Source organism: Streptomyces flavofungini, assembly GCF_014650815.1.
Classification (GTDB): domain Bacteria; phylum Actinomycetota; class Actinomycetes; order Streptomycetales; family Streptomycetaceae; genus Streptomyces; species Streptomyces flavofungini.
Genome location: NZ_BMVR01000006.1, coordinates 30,980 through 48,148, shown reverse-complemented (window position 1 = coordinate 48,148; position 17,169 = coordinate 30,980). Strand labels below are relative to the sequence as shown.

At 74.1% G+C, this 17,169-nt stretch carries 18 protein-coding genes; 10 read left to right on the top strand and 8 right to left on the bottom strand.

The genetic code is table 11. The annotated features are described in order from the left end of the window. Positions 1-336: 336 nt before the first annotated feature. Together IE274_RS16700 and IE274_RS16695 are read left to right on the top strand one after the other, a co-directional pair. The gene (locus IE274_RS16700) at positions 337-1,473 is read left to right on the top strand and encodes an alpha/beta hydrolase (RefSeq protein WP_190116576.1); all 1,137 of its coding nucleotides are present in this window, start codon (positions 337-339) and stop codon (positions 1,471-1,473) included. A 121-nt stretch (positions 1,474-1,594) separates the two neighbouring features. Further along, a complete protein-coding gene (locus IE274_RS16695; RefSeq protein ID WP_190116575.1) occupies positions 1,595-3,262 on the top strand; it encodes a hypothetical protein in 1,668 nt (555 codons plus the stop codon). A gap of 30 nt (positions 3,263-3,292) precedes the next feature. Here IE274_RS16695 and IE274_RS16690 read toward each other — a convergent pair whose 3' ends face one another. Both IE274_RS16690 and ypfJ read right to left on the bottom strand, forming a co-directional pair. Beyond that, complete coding sequence (locus IE274_RS16690; protein ID WP_190116574.1) at positions 3,293-3,706, bottom strand: VOC family protein; 414 nt, start codon at positions 3,704-3,706, stop codon at positions 3,293-3,295. 93 nt (positions 3,707-3,799) lie between these two features. Next, positions 3,800-4,687: a KPN_02809 family neutral zinc metallopeptidase gene (gene ypfJ, locus IE274_RS16685; RefSeq protein WP_190116573.1), complete on the bottom strand. Its 888-nt coding sequence runs from the start codon at positions 4,685-4,687 to the stop codon at positions 3,800-3,802. Between the two features lie 393 nt (positions 4,688-5,080). On the opposite strand from ypfJ, the gene IE274_RS16680 reads away from it, so the two are divergent. The 3 genes from IE274_RS16680 (at position 5,081) to IE274_RS16670 (ending at position 8,314) form a co-directional block, all read left to right on the top strand. Continuing rightward, a complete protein-coding gene (locus IE274_RS16680; RefSeq protein WP_190116572.1) occupies positions 5,081-6,679 on the top strand; it encodes an ABC-F family ATP-binding cassette domain-containing protein in 1,599 nt (532 codons plus the stop codon). 390 nt (positions 6,680-7,069) lie between these two features. Beyond that, a complete protein-coding gene (locus IE274_RS16675) occupies positions 7,070-7,291 on the top strand; it encodes a helix-turn-helix domain-containing protein (protein WP_016645426.1) in 222 nt (73 codons plus the stop codon). Between the two features lie 186 nt (positions 7,292-7,477). After that, positions 7,478-8,314 (top strand): enoyl-CoA hydratase/isomerase family protein, encoded by an 837-nt coding sequence (locus IE274_RS16670; protein WP_190116571.1) that lies wholly within the window; start codon positions 7,478-7,480, stop codon positions 8,312-8,314. 35 nt (positions 8,315-8,349) lie between these two features. Here IE274_RS16670 and IE274_RS16665 read toward each other — a convergent pair whose 3' ends face one another. Then, on the bottom strand, positions 8,350-9,159 hold the full coding sequence (locus tag IE274_RS16665) for a nucleopolyhedrovirus P10 family protein (protein ID WP_190116570.1): 810 nt from the start codon (positions 9,157-9,159) through the stop codon (positions 8,350-8,352). Positions 9,160-9,250: 91 nt separating this feature from the next. Between IE274_RS16665 and IE274_RS16660 the strand changes: the two genes are divergently transcribed. The 5 genes from IE274_RS16660 to amaP all read left to right on the top strand — a co-directional run bounded on the left by IE274_RS16660 (position 9,251) and on the right by amaP (position 11,786). Beyond that, positions 9,251-9,736, top strand: coding sequence for an Asp23/Gls24 family envelope stress response protein (locus tag IE274_RS16660; RefSeq protein ID WP_190116569.1), 486 nt, complete (start codon positions 9,251-9,253; stop codon positions 9,734-9,736). Positions 9,737-9,932: 196 nt separating this feature from the next. Continuing rightward, on the top strand, positions 9,933-10,118 hold the full coding sequence (locus tag IE274_RS16655; RefSeq protein ID WP_190116568.1) for a hypothetical protein: 186 nt from the start codon (positions 9,933-9,935) through the stop codon (positions 10,116-10,118). Between the two features lie 18 nt (positions 10,119-10,136). Next, positions 10,137-10,517, top strand: a complete 381-nt coding sequence (locus IE274_RS16650; protein WP_229909598.1) for an Asp23/Gls24 family envelope stress response protein — start codon at positions 10,137-10,139, stop codon at positions 10,515-10,517. After that, positions 10,514-11,200 (top strand): DUF6286 domain-containing protein, encoded by a 687-nt coding sequence (locus IE274_RS16645; RefSeq protein WP_190116566.1) that lies wholly within the window; start codon positions 10,514-10,516, stop codon positions 11,198-11,200. Before IE274_RS16650 ends, IE274_RS16645 begins: the two co-directional genes overlap by 4 nt. Before the next feature lie 7 nt (positions 11,201-11,207). Then, on the top strand, positions 11,208-11,786 hold the full coding sequence (amaP, locus tag IE274_RS16640; RefSeq protein WP_190116565.1) for an alkaline shock response membrane anchor protein AmaP: 579 nt from the start codon (positions 11,208-11,210) through the stop codon (positions 11,784-11,786). 72 nt (positions 11,787-11,858) lie between these two features. On the opposite strand, the gene IE274_RS16635 is transcribed toward amaP, so the two are convergent. The 5 genes from IE274_RS16635 to IE274_RS16615 form a co-directional block, all read right to left on the bottom strand. Next, positions 11,859-12,614 carry an SDR family oxidoreductase gene (locus IE274_RS16635; RefSeq protein WP_190116564.1) on the bottom strand — a complete coding sequence of 252 codons (756 nt, stop codon included), beginning with the start codon at positions 12,612-12,614 and terminating at the stop codon, positions 11,859-11,861. A gap of 4 nt (positions 12,615-12,618) precedes the next feature. After that, entirely contained in the window at positions 12,619-14,439 is a 1,821-nt protein-coding gene (locus tag IE274_RS16630) for a glycoside hydrolase family 15 protein (RefSeq protein WP_190117027.1), read from the bottom strand. A gap of 145 nt (positions 14,440-14,584) precedes the next feature. Next, positions 14,585-15,379 carry an SURF1 family cytochrome oxidase biogenesis protein gene (locus IE274_RS16625; protein ID WP_190116563.1) on the bottom strand — a complete coding sequence of 265 codons (795 nt, stop codon included), beginning with the start codon at positions 15,377-15,379 and terminating at the stop codon, positions 14,585-14,587. Between the two features lie 146 nt (positions 15,380-15,525). Then, the gene (locus tag IE274_RS16620; protein WP_190116562.1) at positions 15,526-15,759 is read right to left on the bottom strand and encodes a metallothionein; all 234 of its coding nucleotides are present in this window, start codon (positions 15,757-15,759) and stop codon (positions 15,526-15,528) included. A gap of 122 nt (positions 15,760-15,881) precedes the next feature. Further along, entirely contained in the window at positions 15,882-17,030 is a 1,149-nt protein-coding gene (locus IE274_RS16615) for a DEDDh family exonuclease (RefSeq protein WP_190116561.1), read from the bottom strand. Between the last annotated feature and the right edge of the window lie 139 nt (positions 17,031-17,169).

Genomic DNA, 17,169 nt, shown 5'->3' with positions numbered 1-17,169 from the left:
GGGGGGGGGGGGGGGGCACCGGCCGACGGCGCGGGACGGGTGCGGGCTGAGACGCGCCGGTCGGCCTGGGCGCGCCCAGGCCGAGACCGGTCGGCCGTGCGGGGCGGGCGCGGGCCGAGACCGGTCGGTCGTGCGGGGCGGGCGTGGGCCGAGACCGGTCGGTCGTGCGGGGCGGGCGTGGGCCGAGACCGGTCGGTCGTGCGGGGCGGGCGTGGGCCGAGACCGGCCGACCGTCCACGGTGGGCGCGGGCCGAGACCCGCCGGTCGTCCGTGTGGAACACACTCCCGGGCCTCCGCCCACTGGCAGCGTCCCCCAACCCCGCAGACACTGTGGGGGTGCGCCCAGCCAAAGCGACGACCGCCGCCGTCACCACCGCAACCGCCGTCCTAGGCGCCACCGCCCTGGCCATCGCGGCCGGGCGCTACGCCAGCGACGCCGCCCTGAAGGCCCCCGCGGGCCGCCCCCTGCCGACGGAACCACGCCTGACCGTGCACTCCACGGCCGCCGGGCAGATCACCCTCACCCGCGCCCTGGCCTCCCAGCGCCCCGGCATCCACGGCCTGAGCGGCAACGGCTGTCACGCCGTCGTCGGCCCGGTCCTCGACGCCGCCCCGCACGAGGCCGACACCGTCGTCCGCCGCCTCGAACGCGTCACCCACGGCACCCTGGAACCCGGCGCCCGGGTGTGGCTCACCCCGCAGGTCCACATCGGCGACCCGCACGCCGCCCTCGGCATCGACCACGCCGACATCGACATCCCCGGCGAACTGGGTCCGCTGCCCGCCTGGTTCGTGCCCGGCGCCCGCGACACCTGGGTGATCACCGTGCACGGCCTCGGCACCACCCGCGAGCACCCGATGGTCGTCATGGACTTCCTGCGCCGCCAGCAGCTCCCGGTGCTCGACCTCGCCTACCGCGGTGACCTGGGTGCGCCCCGGCCACCGGACGGTCTCGGCCACCTCGGCGAGACCGAATGGCGCGACCTGGACGCCGCCATCCGCTACGCCGTGCGCTACGGAGCCCGCGACGTCGTCCTGTACGGCTGGTCCACCGGCGCCTCCATGGCCCTGCACGCCGCCGCCCGCTCCGGCCTGCGCGACCGTGTCAGCGGCCTGATCCTGGACTCGCCGGTGCTCGACTGGGAGGCCACGCTGCGCGCCCTCGCCACCGCCCGCCGCACCCCGGGCCCGCTGCTCCCGCTGGCCGTGCGCGCCGCCCAGGGCCGCACCGGGCTGCGCGGCGACCGCCTCCCCGACGCCGCCGACCCCGCCGCCCTGAGGGTGCCGACCCTCGTCGTGCACGGCCCCGGCGACATCGTCGCGCCCTGGTCCCGCTCCCGGCGACTGGCCGGAAAACGACCCGACCTCGTCACCCTGCACACGGTTCCGGATGCGCCCCACGGCGCCATGTGGAACGCCGACCCCGCCCGGTACGAAGAGGCCCTGCGCCGCTTCCTCACCCCCTTGATGTAGCCGATGCGGCCCCTTCCTCACCCCCGGGCCTGACGCTCCGCTATCGCTGTCGGATCCGCCTGCCAGGCCGCCGACGGGATTCCGTTTGGGTTTTCGGACCGTCAACAGGAAGACTGCTCCCGTGACGTCCCGTATCCCGCGCGACTCCCGGCTCCACCTCGTCCGCACACCGTCCCCGAGGGCCGAAAGGCGAGCGGAGGCCGAGCGCGGCCGAGCACGCGGCCCCCTCGGCGCCCCCGGCGCGGTGACCCAGCGCCGCTCGCGCCGTCCCGCGCCCCCGCCGCCGGAGGGCACCCCCGCGCCCGCCGAACTGGCCCGCCAGGCCCGCGCGGGCCTGGCGAGCGCCGTACGCATCGCCCGCTGGGCCGACCTGGCCCTGCGCCCCGAAACCGGCCCCCTGCGCGCGGCGGGCACGAGCAAGGGCGCCCCGGGCGCCGCGAAGGGCGGCAAGAACACCCGCACGGGAGCGGACCCGGGCACCGACTCGTCGACCGCCCCGAAAACCGCCCCGAAGACCGACGCGGACGCCGGAGCGGGCAAAGGGACGGGCGGCGCACTCTCCGCCGCCGCCGCCGAACGCGCCGCCGCCGAACTGGACATGACGGTGCACCAGGTCCGCGCCGACTGGGACACCGCCCGCCTCGCCGGACTCGTCGAGGTGCACGGCGACGTCGCACGGCCCGGCTGGCGGCTGCGCGCCTGGGACCGGGACGACGCCGCGGTCCTGCGCGGCTGGGTCGCCCTGTTCGACGCCTGGTCGCTCGTCCACCCGGCCCCCGCCGAACTGCCGCCCGCCACCGTCGCGGAGGCCGTCGAAGCCGTCCCCCAGCTCCTCTCCTTCCTGCAGCTCTCGGCGGGCCCCGTGCCCGTACCGCAACTCCTCGACCTCCTGGACCAGCGCGTCCGGGAACTGCGCACCGAGCGCTGCGAGATCCCGTACGGCCCGCAGGCGGAGCCCGGGCCCCAGCCCGTCCCGCACGCGGAAGCCGTCCCGCCCCCGGCCGCAGCCGCCCCGGCCCCCGACGCCGCCCCCGGCACCGCCGAGCCCGACGGCTGCGCGGAGCAGCCCCCGCTGCCCGCCCTGCTCGACTGGGCGTTGCGCGCCCTCTCCGCCGTCGGCGCCCTCACCTGCGCCGACGGCCAGGCCACGCTCACCCCGCTGGGCAGTTGGGCGGTGTGGGTCAAGCTGGAGCAGATCTGCGTGGCCGCGCAGAGTCCGGCGGGGCACATCGAGCAGGCCGCCGACGACATGCTCCGGGGCTGCGCCCGGCTGCGGCCCAACGCGGCCCGCGCCGAATACCGCGCCTGGCTCGCCGCCCGCGACGTGGGCAGCGCCGTCACCGAACTCCTCGACGCCGCCCGGGGCGAGGACGCCCTGCTGCGCGGCCTCGCCTTCGAGGCCCTGCGGGTCGTCGGCGCCCCGGCCGAACCCGACGTGCGCGCCGTCGTCGACGAGCCCTCGCTGCGCCCCTACGCCCTGCTGTGGCTCGCCGAGCACGAGGGCACCGACCCCGAGGACGTCCACCTCGTCCTGACGCGGGCGGAGTCCACCTGGCTGTGGGTCGACACCGCGGCGGCCGTGTCCGACCACGGCGAGGCCGAACTGCTCGTGCGCCATCTGGAGTCGGCGCCGCAGCCCACCGTGCCCGCGCTCATCGACGAGGTGCGCACCGTCGGCCACCCGCGGACCGTGCAGGTCCTCGTCGCCCTCGCCGCCGCCCACCCCGACCCGGCGCTCGCGAAGGCCGTGCGCAGGGCGGCGTTCCAGGTGCACACCGGCGGCGTGTGACGGCCGCGCCCGCCCCGTGCCCGGGGCGGGTCAGCCGGCTATCTCCGGGGCGTACGTGCCGAAGCTCCAGATGTTGCCCTCCGCGTCCCGCGCCATGTAGTCACGCGAGCCGTAGTCCTGGTCCGTCGGGGGCATCAGGATGTCCGCGCCGTGCTCCACGGCCCGCTCGTGGTGGGCGTCGACGTCGTCCACCACGATGTACGTCGCGGTCGGGCCCGCGTCCTTCATCGTCTCGGCGAAGAGCCCGCCGCGGTCCTTCGAGCCGAGCATCACCGCGCCGTTGCCGTACGCGAGTTCGGCGTGCAGGACCGTGCCGTCCTCGCTCTCGTACACGCTCGTCTCAGTGAAGCCGAAGGTCTCCGTGAGCTGTTTGATCGCGGCCTTGGCGTCCGCGTACAACATCGTCGGGAAGATGCTGGGACGCCCCCTGGCAGCACCTGCCATGGCGATCACTCCTTCGTTCGACTGACCTGTTCCACAGTCTGGCACCCGGGTCTGACAACGGCCCCGGAGCGCCGAACGGGCCCGCCGCGGGGCTCAGCGGAAGGTGTTGCACTGCGCCATGTCGCCGGTGCGGAAGCCCTGGTAGAACCAGTCCTGGCGCTGCTTCGCCGAGCCGTGCGTCCAGGACTCGGGGGTCACCCGGCCCTGGAACCGCTCCTGGATCCGGTCGTCGCCGACCGCCGCCGCCGCGTCCAGGCCGTCACGGATGTCGGCGTCCGTGAGCTCCTTGATCAGCGGCCGGCCCTCCTCGTCGGGCGTCCGCGTGGCGTGCTGCGCCCACACCCCCGCGTAGCAGTCGGCCTGCAGCTCGACCCGGACGGCGTTGCTGCCCTCGCCCGTCCGGCCGTCCTGCGCCCGGCCCAGCGTGCCCATCAGGTTCTGCACGTGGTGCCCGTACTCGTGCGCCACGACGTACGCCTGCGCGAACGGGCCGCCGCTGGAGCCGAACTTCGTCCGCAGCTCCTCGAAGAACCCCAGGTCCAGATAGACCCGCCGGTCGCCGGGGCAGTAGAACGGCCCGACCGCCGACGACGCGGCGCCGCACGCCGTGCCGATGCGGCCGGTGAAGAACACGGTCTGCGCGGGCGCGTACTGGCCCCGGCGGCGCGGGAACTCCTGCCTCCAGTAGTCCTGGACGCTGTTGACGACCCCCAGGATGCGGCAGTCCTCGCGGGCGTTCGCGTCCTTGCCGGTGTGACAGCTCCGCTTGACCTCGGCGAGCGAGGACGACGAGGCGGCGGGCTCCTCGCTGCCGTCCGTCAGGCCGAGCTGATCCGGCCCCACGCCGAAGAAGAGGCCGAGGAGCAGCGCGATCAGACCGGCGACACCGCCGCCGATGGTCGCCTTGCCGCCGGGGACGCGACTGCCGCGCACATCCTGCACCTCCGAGGAGTCAAGATTCGCGTCGTCGTCGAACTGCATGGGCGCACCACCCTCTGCCTCGCGTACGAGCCGCGCTGCCTCACCTGCGGGACGGCGCTCCGCCGCCCCGCGCCGGACCCCGGCTATCTCATCCTGGTACGCCCCCCACCGCCCGGCGCCGGACGGAGGTCCGAACGGGCGACGCCGCCCGTGATCCCCACACAGCGCCATGCCCCTGACAAGTACTGCCCAGGCGCCGCACCGGCACCGCGCCCCCGGGAAGCGGCACCGAGGGGCGTGCCGGAAAAGAGGTTGCGGCGCACCGTTAGAATTGGCCCATGGCCATTCTCCTCCTGCATTAGACGGCTGAGCGGCGCGCTCCGCGCGACAACGCATCGTGCATCGTCCTTGCCTCCCTCCAGCCGTCCATATCCCCTGTCCAGGAGTCTGACCGTGATCACCGCCTCCGGTATCGAGCTGCGTGCCGGCGCCCGCATCCTCATCGAGAACGCCTCGTTCCGCATCGCCAAGGGCGACCGCATCGGCCTCGTCGGCCGCAACGGCGCGGGCAAGACGACGCTCACCAAGTGCCTCGCCGGTGAGGGCACCCCGGCGGGCGGCACGATCAGCCGCTCCGGAGAGGTCGGCTACCTGCCGCAGGACCCGCGCACCGGCGACCTCGACGTCCTCGCCCGCGACCGGGTCCTGTCCGCGCGCGGCCTCGACGTCCTGATCCGCAAGATGCGCGAGAACGAACAGCGCATCGCGAGCGGCTCCGGCGCCACCCGCGAGAAGGCCCTCAAGCAGTACGAGCGCCAGGAGACGGAGTTCCTCACCAAGGGCGGGTACGCCGCCGAGGCCGAGGCCGCCACCATCGCCGCCGCCCTGAACCTCCCCGACCGCGTGCTCGGCCAGCCCCTGCACACGCTCTCCGGAGGCCAGCGCCGCCGCATCGAGCTGGCCCGCATCCTCTTCTCGGACGCCGACACGCTCCTCCTGGACGAGCCGACCAACCACCTCGACGCCGACTCGATCGTCTGGCTGCGGGACTACCTGAAGACGTACCGCGGCGGCTTCATCGTGATCTCCCACGACGTCGACCTGGTCGAGACCGTCGTCAACAAGGTCTTCTACCTGGACGCCAACCGCTCCGCGATCGACGTCTACAACATGGGCTGGAAGCTCTACCAGCAGCAGCGCGAGTCCGACGAGAAGCGCCGCAAGCGCGAGCGCCAGAACGCCGAGAAGAAGGCCGCGGCCCTGCACTCGCAGGCCGACAAGATGCGCGCCAAGGCCACCAAGACCGTCGCCGCGCAGAACATGGCCCGCCGCGCCGACAAGCTCCTCGCCGGTCTCGACGCGGTGCGCCAGAGCGACAAGGTCGCCAAGCTGCGCTTCCCCGAGCCCTCGCCGTGCGGCAAGACGCCGCTCATGGCCGAGGGGCTCTCGAAGTCGTACGGCTCCCTGGAGATCTTCACCGACGTCGACCTGGCCATCGACAAGGGTTCGCGCGTCGTCATCCTCGGCCTCAACGGCGCGGGCAAGACCACCCTGCTGCGACTCCTCGGCGGCGCCGAGAAGCCCGACACCGGCCAGGTCATCGAGGGCCACGGCCTCAAGCTCGGGTACTACGCCCAGGAGCACGAGACCCTCGACCCCGAGCGCACGGTCCTGGAGAACATGCGCTCCGCGGCCCCCGACCTCGACCTCGTCGAGGTGCGCAAGACGCTGGGCTCGTTCCTGTTCTCCGGAGACGACGTCGACAAGCCCGCGGGCGTGCTCTCCGGCGGTGAGAAGACCCGGCTCGCGCTCGCGACCCTGGTCGTCTCCTCCGCCAACGTGCTGCTCCTCGACGAGCCCACCAACAACCTCGACCCGGCCAGCCGCGAGGAGATCCTGGGCGCGCTGCGCACTTACAAGGGCGCCGTCGTCCTCGTCACGCACGACGAGGGCGCTGTCGAGGCGCTGCAGCCGGAGCGGATCATTCTGCTGCCGGACGGCGTCGAGGACCTGTGGGGCGCGGACTACGCGGACCTGGTGGCCCTCGCCTGACGGACCCGAAGCGGAGTCTCCCCGGACGTGATCGTCCGGGGTCCACCGGGCTTGATCGAATGGCTGATCCACTGGGTATGGATCATTCGGCCGATCCGTGATCCTTCATCTGTGTGAGACGTCCTCGTACCGAGGTGTGTCATACACGGATTTCCCCGTCCCACGGGACCCGCTGTCCCGTCCTTCCCCGGCACGGCGCTGACCTGCCGGTTCCCGGCAGAACCCATTCGGCGGTACGTCCCGTGACGTGCGGAATCGTTAATTCCGCTCGTGACGGCCGCTTGACGCACGGCGAATCAAGTCGCATGGACCTTGCCGAATGGGTGGCCAGGACGCTCGGGAGGGGTGATCATGAGAAGTCCAGAGCGCACTTCCCATGAGGAGGCACGGGTGGCCGAGACTCTGAAGAAGGGCAGCCGGGTAACCGGCGCCGCGCGCGACAAGCTCGCGGCAGACCTGAAGAAGAAGTACGACGGCGGTGCGAGCATCCGGGCGTTGGCCGAAGAGACCGGCCGGAGTTACGGGTTCGTCCACCGGATGCTGAGTGAGTCCGGAGTCACGCTGCGGGGACGCGGCGGGGCGACGCGAGGCAAGAAGGCCGCTTCCAGCTAGTCGGCTTCTCGCGGCCGTCCGGCTCCGGGTGGTCCGGTGTGGCCACCCGGTCGATCGGCTGATCGACCGGGTGGTTACTGTGCAGTCACTTGTGGGCACGCCAGTGCCCGCAGGGCGCGCCGACACGCGTCCCCTGGGCGCTGTCATGCGTGTGTCCACCATGACTGCACCCACCCGGAGGCACTGATGGCTTCGCCCGACAGCGGTTCGCCCGAGAGCGGCCCGAGCGTCGCAAGCACCACGGCGCCGGTCCTCGACCGGGACGGCGTACGCCTCACGGTCGACGAGGCCGTCGCCACGGTGACGCTCACCAACGCGGCCAAGCGCAACGCCCAATCTCCCGTGCTGTGGCGGGCGTTGACGGAGGTCGGCCGGGTGCTGCCCGGCAGCGTCCGTGTGGTCGTGCTGCGCGGAGAGGGCAAGTCCTTCTCCGCGGGCCTCGACCGGCAGGCCTTCACGCCCGAGGGCTTCGACGGCGAACCGTCCTTCCTCGACCTGGCGCGCGGCGATGACGACGTCCTCGACGCCGCCATCGCCGAGTACCAGGACGCCTTCACCTGGTGGCGGCGCGGTGACATCGTGTCCATCGCCGCTGTCCAGGGCCATGCGATCGGTGCCGGGTTCCAGCTCGCCCTCGCCTGCGACCTGAGGGTCGCCGCCGACGACGCGCAGTTCGCCATGCGCGAGACCAGCCTGGGCCTGGTCCCCGACCTCACCGGCACGCATCCGCTGGTCTCCCTCGTCGGGTACGCCCGCGCGCTGGAGATCTGCGCCACGGGCCGCTTCGTCCAGGCCGCCGAGGCCGAGCGCGTCGGCCTCGCCAACCTCGTCGTGCCCGGCGACCAACTCGACGCCGCCGCACAGGACTTGGCCGCCGCCCTGCTCGCCGCGCCCCGTGCTGCGGTCATCGAGACCAAGGCGCTCCTCCAGGGCGCCGTGGGGCGCCCGTACGAGGAGCAGCGCCGCGCCGAGCGGGCCGCGCAGGCGCGCAGGCTGCGGGACCTGGCGGGCATCGGGGACTGACGGGGTCCCGTCGCGTACGAGAAGCGGCGGGGCGGTCAGTCCACCGCCGTGACCAGGACCGCCACCGACGGCCGGTCCGGCAGGGCCTCGCCGACGCCCGCGCGGACCGCGCGGGCCACGTCCAGGGTGCGGAGCCGGGCGTCCGCCGCCAGCTCCACCCGGACGTGGCGGCGCGGCAGCGTGAGCGGCGCGCCGTGCTCCTCGATGTGGACGGCCCGGAGCGGGCCGCCGAGGAGGCCCGCCAGCCGCGTCACGCCCGGCACGGCGAGGGCGGCTCGTGCCACCCGCGCCTCGTCGTCGGCCGGGGGCTCTTCCTCAGATCCGGGGCGAGGCTCCGGGGGTACGCGGACGGGGTCGCCGCCAGCCGCGGCGGCATGCTCCGAGGCGGCGCCCCCGGACGCCCCATCCCCGGACACCCCGGACACCGCATCCCCTTCCAGAAGCCCCGTCACCCGCAGATCCACCTCCGCCACCACCAGCCCCAGCCGCTCCGCCGCGGCCGAGCCGAGCGCCGTGCGCAGCCGGTCCGCCGCCCCGGACAGGGGCTCCGCCGCCGCGGCCTGGAACTCCGCGCTGATCCGCAGCGGCCCCGGCGGCAGCGCGCTCGGCGGCGACGGCACGGTGGAGACGTACGCGTCCGGAGAAAGCGGTACGACGTGCGGGTCCACGAGGGCCAGCCGCAGGCGGGTCACGCGCACCCCCGCCACCCGTGCGGCCGAGCCGAGCAGCACTCCCCGCGCCGCCGACTCCGCGAGCCAGGCGCCGTCACCTGTGCCGCCCAGCGGGAGCATCCGGCCGAGGCCGAGTTGGCGCCGTACCGCCGCGGTCCACCCGTCACCCGTCATGGCTCCAGCCTGCCCCATCCCGGGCGCGCGGGTCCCGGGCCGCGCATAGTGTGGAACAAAGAGCAGATCCCCTGCTGAAAAGGACCATGCGATGACCGACACCGGAGAGCGCACGACGTCCCAGCCGCTCGCGAAGGAGTCGCCCGACGAAGCCGGGACGGGCGGTGCGACACGGCGCGGTGGCGGCGACCCCGCGACGCGCGGGCGCACCAGCATCGCGGACGGTGTGGTCGAGAAGATCGCGGGCCTCGCCGCCCGTGACGTGGTCGGCGTGCACGCGATGGGCGGCGGCCTCGCCCGGACCTTCGGGGCCGTACGGGACCGGGTGCCCGGCAGTTCCAAGGCCGTCACCCGTGGTGTGAAGGCCGAGGTCGGCGAGGTGCAGACAGCCCTCGACCTGGAGATCGTCGTCGACTACGGCGTATCCATCGCCGATGTCGCACGGGACGTACGGGAGAACGTGGTCGCCGCCGTGGAGCGGATGACGAGCCTTGAGGTCGTCGAGGTGAACATCGCGGTGAGCGATGTGAAGCTGCCCGACGACGAGGACGACGAGCAGCCGTCGCGGCTTCAATAGCGGAAGACGCGGCTTGCGGCTCTCGACAGGGGCCGCGGCTTCGACGGAGGTCGTGGTTCGCGTCGACCGGCGTTCCGCACCCGCGGGTGCGGCGGTCTCGCCGTGCGGCCCCGGGTAGGTGAGAAGCACGAGGCGTACGCGGTGGCGGGCGCGGACGCAGGGGAGTACGAGGCGCGCAGCAGCGAAGGAGCGCACGATGAGCTTTGCCGTGATCGGCATGATCGCCGGAATGGCCCTCGGATTCGCCGGGTACTTCGGCGGGTTCGGCGCCTTCCTGCTGGTGGCCGCCCTGGGCGCCATCGGCTTCGTGGCCGGGCGGTTCCTGGACGGGGACCTGGAGCCCGGGGACTTCTTCCGTACCCGCGGCGACCGGCGGCGCTGAGCGGTGGCGGCCGACGTCGTGGGGCAGGTACCGCCCGGCGAGCGCGGCGCGACCCGGATCGCCGACCGCGTCGTCGCGAAGATCGCCGCGCGCGCGGCACGCGAGGCGCTGCCCGTACTGCCCGCTGAGGCGGCGCCGCCGCACGCCACCGTGAGCGTGCGGCCCCCCGCCGTCGGCTCCGCCCGGTCGGGCGAGGCCCCGCACGGCAGCGCGCGCGTCCGCGTCAGCGTCGAACTGGACTACCCCAGCGACATCGGCAGCCAGTGCGGTGCCGTGCGTCGGCGCGTCGCCGAGCGGGTAAAGGCGTTGGCAGGCATGGAAGTACCCGAGGTGGCCGTCCAGGTGGAACGGCTGCACTCGGCACAGGCGCGGGCCGCGGCGCAGGGGAGGACCCGATGAGCGAGCCCCGGCAGACCGGCGGCACCGACCTGACCAAGACGGGGAAGGCCGTGCCCGTCATCGAACGCGCCGAACCCGAACTCGGCCAGTCCGCGTCCGCGGCCGCCTACCAGCCGCTGCCCACCCTCACCGACGACGACGGCGCCCCCCGCTTCTGGTCCGCGCGGCGCGTGCCCGCCGGGCTGCTCGCCCTGCTGATCCTCGGCGGTGCCGGGCTGCTCCTGTACGACGTCGTCGCCGTCCGGGCCGACCACCCCGCCATGCGGTGGCGCCGCGACCTCGCCCGGGAACTGGCCGAACGGCCCCTCGACAGCACGGCGGTGGTCGCCGGGGGCGCGGCGGCCGTCGCCGTCGGGCTGTGGCTGTTCGTCCTCGCCGTGACGCCCGGCCTGCGGTCCCTGCTGCCGATGCGGCGCACGCACGCCGACGTGCGGGCCGGGCTCGACCGGGCCGCCGCCGCGACGGCGCTGCGCGACCGGGCCATGGACGTGGCAGGCGTACGGTCCGTACGGGTGCGCATGAGCCGCGCCAAGGTGGACGTGCGGGCCGTGTCGCACTTCCGTGCACTCGACGATGTACGCGGCGACTTGGACGCCACCCTCGCCGACGCCATCCACGACCTCGGGCTCGGCAGGCCGCCCGCCCTGTCCGTGCACGTCGCCCGGCCGGGCCGGAAGGGGTGACCGCGCCATGCTGCGGACCGTGAACCGCGTACTGCTCGGCCTGCTCGGGCTCGTCCTCGTGCTGGCCGGCGGGTCCGTCCTCGCCGTCGGGCTCGGCGTCGAACCGCCCTCCTGGTGGGTCCACGACTCCCGCCACGACGTGCTCCTCAGCGACGCCGACCGGGCGCGGTGGCGGGACGACGGGTGGTGGTGGCCCACCGTCATCGGCGTGCTCGCCGCGCTCGTGCTGCTCGCCCTGTGGTGGCTCACCGCCCAACTCCGGCGGCGGCGCCTCGCCGAGGTCCTCGTCGAGACCGGCGACGGTGAGGGCGCGCTGCTGCGCGGGCGCGCCATGGAAAGCGTCCTCGAGACCGAGGCCGCCGCCCTCGACGGCGTCGAGCGCGCCCGTGTCCGCCTCACCGGGCGCCGCAACGCCCCCGAGGCGCGCGTCGGACTCGTCCTCGGCGCCGACGCCGTGCCCGCGGACGCGCTGCACGGTACCTGCGAGGAGGCGTTGGCGCATGCGCGGGACTCCGCGGGCCTGGGGCGGCTGCCGGCCACGGTTCTCCTCCGCGCCGTGAAGCACCGCGCCGAACGCGTGAGCTGATCCCGGCCCCGCCCCGCCCCCGGGCCGCAGGCGGGGGACGGACGGCCGGGAGGCGGGGAGCCGACGCGGGCCCTAGAAGCCGTGCCGGGCGCCGCCGTCCACGGGGAGCATGACGCCGGTGAGGTAGGACGCCGCGGGGGAGAGGAGGAACGCGGCGGTGCGGCCGAACTCCTCGGGAGTGCCGTAGCGGCGGAGCGGGATGCGGGACTCGTGGGCCGCGCGGGTCGCTTCCGGGTCGGCGGAGAAGCCGTCGAGTTCGCGTACGCGGTCGGTGTCGATGCGGGCGGGGAGCAGGCCGACCACCCGGATGCCGCGCGGGCCCAACTCGTCGGCGAGGGACTTCGCGAAGCCCGCGAGTCCGGGGCGCAGGCCGTTGGAGACGGTCAGGCCGGGGATCGGCTCGTGCACGGACGCGGACAGGACGAAGGCGATGACACCGCCGTCGCCCAGCTCCGCCGCGGCGGTGCGGGCGAGGCGTACGGCACCGAGGAAGACGGAGTCGAACGCGGCCTGCCACTGCTCGTCGGTGTTGTCGGCGACGAAGCCGGGCGGCGGCCCGCCGACGCTGATGAGGATGCCGTCGAAGCGGCCGAAGTGCGCACGCGCCGCCGCCACCAGGCGCTCCGCGACGTCCGGATCGGCGTTGTCCGCGCCGATGCCGACCGCGTTCGGGCCGAGCTCCGCGGCCGCCGCGGCGGCCGTCTTCTCGTCGCGGCCGGTGAGGACGACCTTCGCGCCGTCCGCGACCAGCTCACGCGCGGCGGCGTTGCCGAGGCCACGGGTCGCTCCGGTGACGACGTACACACGGTTGTTCAGTCCAAGATCCATGGCCCTATCCTGCCGCGTCCGGGCCGTAGAGGGCGAGGGCGGTGCCCACGAGCCCCACGTGGCTGAAGGCCTGCGGGAAGTTGCCCAACTGGCGCCCGGCCACGGGGTCGTACTCCTCCGCGAGCAGCCCCACGTCGTTGCGGAGCGCGAGCAGCCGCTCGAAGAGGTCGCGGGCCTCCTCGCCGTGGCCCGTCAGGTGCAGCGCGTCGGCGAGCCAGAAGGAGCAGACGAGGAAGGTCCCCTCGCCGCCGGGCAGGCCGTCCACGGTGGCTCTCTCCACGGCCGCGTCGACCACGGCGGCGCCCTCGCCCCCCGCACCCCCAGCCGTATACCGCCGCAGCAACCCCTCCTTCGTGCTCAGCTCCGCCCGCACCGCCTCGATCGTCCCCAGTACCCGCGGATCGTCCGGCGGCAGAAACCCCACCCGCGGAATCAGCAGCACCGCGGCGTCCAGCTCCCGCGAGCCGTACGACTGCGTGAAGGTGCGGCGCTCCGCGTCGTACCCGCGCTCGCACACCTCCGCGTGGATGTCGTCGCGCAGCCGCCGCCAGCGCTCCACGTCGCCGGGCAGCGCGGGGTCGTCCTCCATCGCGCGCACGGTGCGGTCCGCGGCGACCCACGCCATCACCTTGGAGTGCACGAAGTGGCGGCGCGGGCCGCGGACCTCCCACAGGCCCTCGTCCGGCTCGCGCCAGCAGTGCCGCAGGAACTCCATGAGGGCGAGCTGCAGCCGCCAGCCGTGCGGGCGGGTGGCGAGGCCCGAGCGGCGGGCGAGGGTCAGGGAGTCGACGACCTCTCCGTAGACGTCGAGTTGGCGTTGGCTGACGGCCTGGTTGCCGATGCGTACCGGCGCCGAGCCCTCGTACCCGGGCAGCCACCCCGCCTCGTACTCGGGCAGCCGCCGCTCACCCCCGAGCCCGTACATGATCTGCAGGTCGGAGGGGTCGCCCGCCACCGCGCGCAGCAGCCAGTCGCGCCACGCCTCGGCCTCCTCCAGATAGCCCGCCGAGATCAGCGCGCCGAGCGTGAGCGTGGAATCGCGCAGCCAGCAGTAGCGGTAGTCCCAATTGCGGACCCCGCCGATCTCCTCGGGCAGGGACGTGGTGGGGGCGGCGACGATGCCGCCGGTCGGGGCGTAGGTGAGGGCCTTGAGCGTGATCAGGGAGCGGACGACCGCGTCGCGGTGCGGGCCGTCGTACCGGCAGCGCGCCGCCCACGCCTGCCAGTCCGCGACGCTGTCGCGCAGCGCCTGCTCGGCGTCGAGCGGCTTCGGGCGCGGCTCGTGCGAGGGGTGCCAGGTGAGGACGAACGTCACGCGCTCCCCGGCGGCCACGGTGAAATCGGAGTACGTGGTGAAGTCCTGGCCCTCGGTACGGACCGCCGGATCCGTGCGCAGCCAGACGGAGTCGGGGCCCGCGACCGCGACCCGGTGGCCGTCGGCGCGGCGCATCCACGGCACGACCGAGCCGTGGTCGAAGCGCAGCCGGAGCGTGCTGCGCACGGTCACCTCGCCCCGCAGGCCCTCGACGACGCGTACGAGGTCGGGGGCGCGGTCGCGCTGCGGCATGAGGTCGGTCACGCGGACCGAGCCGTCCGGGGTGTCCCACTCGGTGTCCAGGACGAGGGTGTCGGGGCGGTAGGCGCGGCGCGTGCAGACGTCGGCGTCCTTCGGCGCGACGCGCCAGTGACCGTGCTCGTCGTCGCCCAGGAGCGCGGCGAAGCAGGCCCCCGAGTCGAAGCGGGGCAGACACAGCCAGTCCACCGAACCGGTCCGGGAGACCAGGGCGGCCGTCTGATGGTCGCCGATCAGGGCGTAGTCCTCGATGGGACGACGTGGTGAGTGGGGCGGGGAGTGGGGTCGGGAAGGGTGTGGGGAGTGGTGTGGGGCGCGGCGTCGGGACACGGGTGACGGGTTCCCGGTTCGGGGAAGCGCCAATCGGGCAGCGGTAGACGCGCGGCGCGTGCCGGGTTCAGGCCGTCGCGGGGGAGGCCTCGGGCGCCTCCTCGGCCGCCTGCTTCGCCGCCGCCTCCGCCTGGTCCTTGCGCTCGCGGCGGACCAGGACCACCCAGCCCGCGGGCACCCCGGCGGCGAACAGCCACCACTGCACGGCGTACGCCATGTGCGCCCCGATCCCGCTGTGGTCGGGCTCGGCGAGGAGTTGGGGGGAGTCGGCGCTCGGCGAGGTCTGCTCGACGTAGCCGCCGAGGACCTTCTTGCCGAGGGCGTGCGCCTGCTGGCCGCTGCTGATCAGCATGATCTGGCGGTCGGGCAGTCCGCGTACGTCCTTGATGCCGCTGGCCGCGGACGTCTCGTCGGCCATGAGGCGGCCGGTGACGGTGACCTCGCCGCGGGGCGGGGCGGGGATCTTGGGGAAGGCGGTCTGCGGTCCGTCGGCCGGGATCCAGCCGCGGTTGACGAGCAGCACCTTGCCGTTGTCGAGGACGAACGGGGTCAGGACGTGGAAGCCGACCTCGTCGTCGGAGTTGGTGCGGCGGCGCACGACGACCTCGTGCTCGGCGTCGTAGCTGCCCTTGGCCGTCACCCGGCGGTACACGGCGGAGTCCGGTACGTCACGGCCCGGCGCGGTCAGCCGCTCGGCGGGGACCGGCGCCGCGTCCAGCGCTCTGCCGATCTTCTCGTTGTGCGCCACGCGGTTCTCGTGGCGGTGCAGCTGCCAGAAGCCCAGCTCGATCATCACGGGGATGAGCACGAGGCCGATGAGGGTGAGGATCACCCATTGGCGGGTCAAGAGGAAGCGGTACACGGCTTCGACGTTACCCCGCGCGCGTAAAGCCCCCGACGGGAGGGGCCCGGTCGGGGGCGCTGGTGTGAGGAGGGCGAGCGGGCGGGGCGCTCAGGGGCGGGTGGGCTCGGGCGCGGACGGTGAGCGGTCGGGGGCGCCGAGCCCGCTCACACCCTGTCGACGATCCCCACCCGCCCCTCCGCGCGGGCGCAGTGCGCCCCGCAGTACCAGTGGCCCTCGACCTCGACGCCCTGCCCGATGATGCGGCAGCGGCAGTGCTCGCAGATGGGCGCCATGCGGTGGATGGCGCAGGAGAAGCAGTCGAAGACGTGCACCGCGCCCTGCGCGTGCACTTCGAAGGACATGCCGTAGTCGTTTCCGCAGACCTCGCAACGTGCCATGCGCCACAGAGTGGGACGCGGCGGCGGCGCGGGGCGAGCGGTGGGCGGGCGAGTCGCCCGGCAATCACCCGTCTGACGCGGACCGTGCTGCTGTCATCTTTCCGACGCGGATCGTCCTGCTGTCACCCGTCCGACGCGGACGGGTCGCCGGGAGGGGGTACGGCGGCCGCGCGCGGTGCGCCGTCTGCCGGGGCCACGTCCTGGAGGAGCTGGCCGAAGGCCGCCTCGTCGATGACCGGCGTGCCGAACGACCGTGCCTTCGTCGTCTTCGACGTGCCCGAGTCCGGGTCGTTGGTGACGAGCAGGCTCGTCAGGCGCGACACGCTCGTCGCGATGTGCAGGCCCGCCTCGAACGCGCGGTCCTCCAGGAGCTCGCGGTCCACGGAGGTGTCCCCGGAGAAGGCGACGCGCATGCCCTGCTTGAGCGGCTTGCCGTCCTCCCACCGCCCGGGGTTCGGGAACGGGCAGGCGGGCCGCTTCCGCGAGGGGCGCCAACTGCCGGACTGGTACGCGGAGTACGCCGAGAACGACGCCGTACCCGACCCGGCGGAGTGCCCGCCCTGACGGCCGACGCGTGCCCCGCCGTCCGCCCACTCCGTCAGCGGGCGGCACTCCAGGAGCGGCAGCCGCACCCCGTCGCTCGCCGCCGCCCGCAGGCTCGGCCGGAACGCCTCGGCGAGGACCCGGGCGTCGTCGAGGGCGTGGTGGGCGTGGCGCTGGACGACGCCGAAGTGGGCGGCCAGGGACTCCAGCTTGTGGTTGGGCAGCGGCAGGCCGAGCTCCTTGGAGAGCGCGATGGTGCACAGGCGCTGGCGGACGGGTGCGGTGCGCTCCGCGCGGGCGTACTCCCTGGCGATCATCGACCAGTCGAAGACGGCGTTGTGCGCGACGAGGACGCGGTCCGCGAGACGGGTCGCGAACTCCTCGGCGATGTCCGCGAAGAGCGGGGCGCCGGCCAGCTTGTCGCTCGTCAGACCGTGGATCCAGACCGGGCCCGGGTCGCGCTGCGGGTTCACCAGCGTGTACCAGTGGTCCTCGACCTCGCCCCGGGCGTCCAGGCGGTAGACCGCGGCCGAGATGATCCGGTCGTCTCTGGACAGGCCGGTGGTCTCGACGTCGACTACCGCGTACCCCGAGGGGTAGGCGGCCGGCCAGGGGGTCTCGGACCCCGGCGCGGTCGCGTCGGTCGGCGCCGGAGTCGCGTGCGTCGCCGGAGTCGCCGAGGGGACGGTCGGCGCCGTCGGCGATGCGGTCGTGCGGTCTTCGAGCATGGTCCATGAGGATACGGGCCGCGACTGACAGTCAGGTCCCAGGGCCGGGGGCAGCCACCTTCGAGGGGCGGAATCAGCCACCTTCGGAGGTGGCGACCGTCACCTCGGGGGTGGGGTCAGCCGCGTTCGGAGGCGGAGT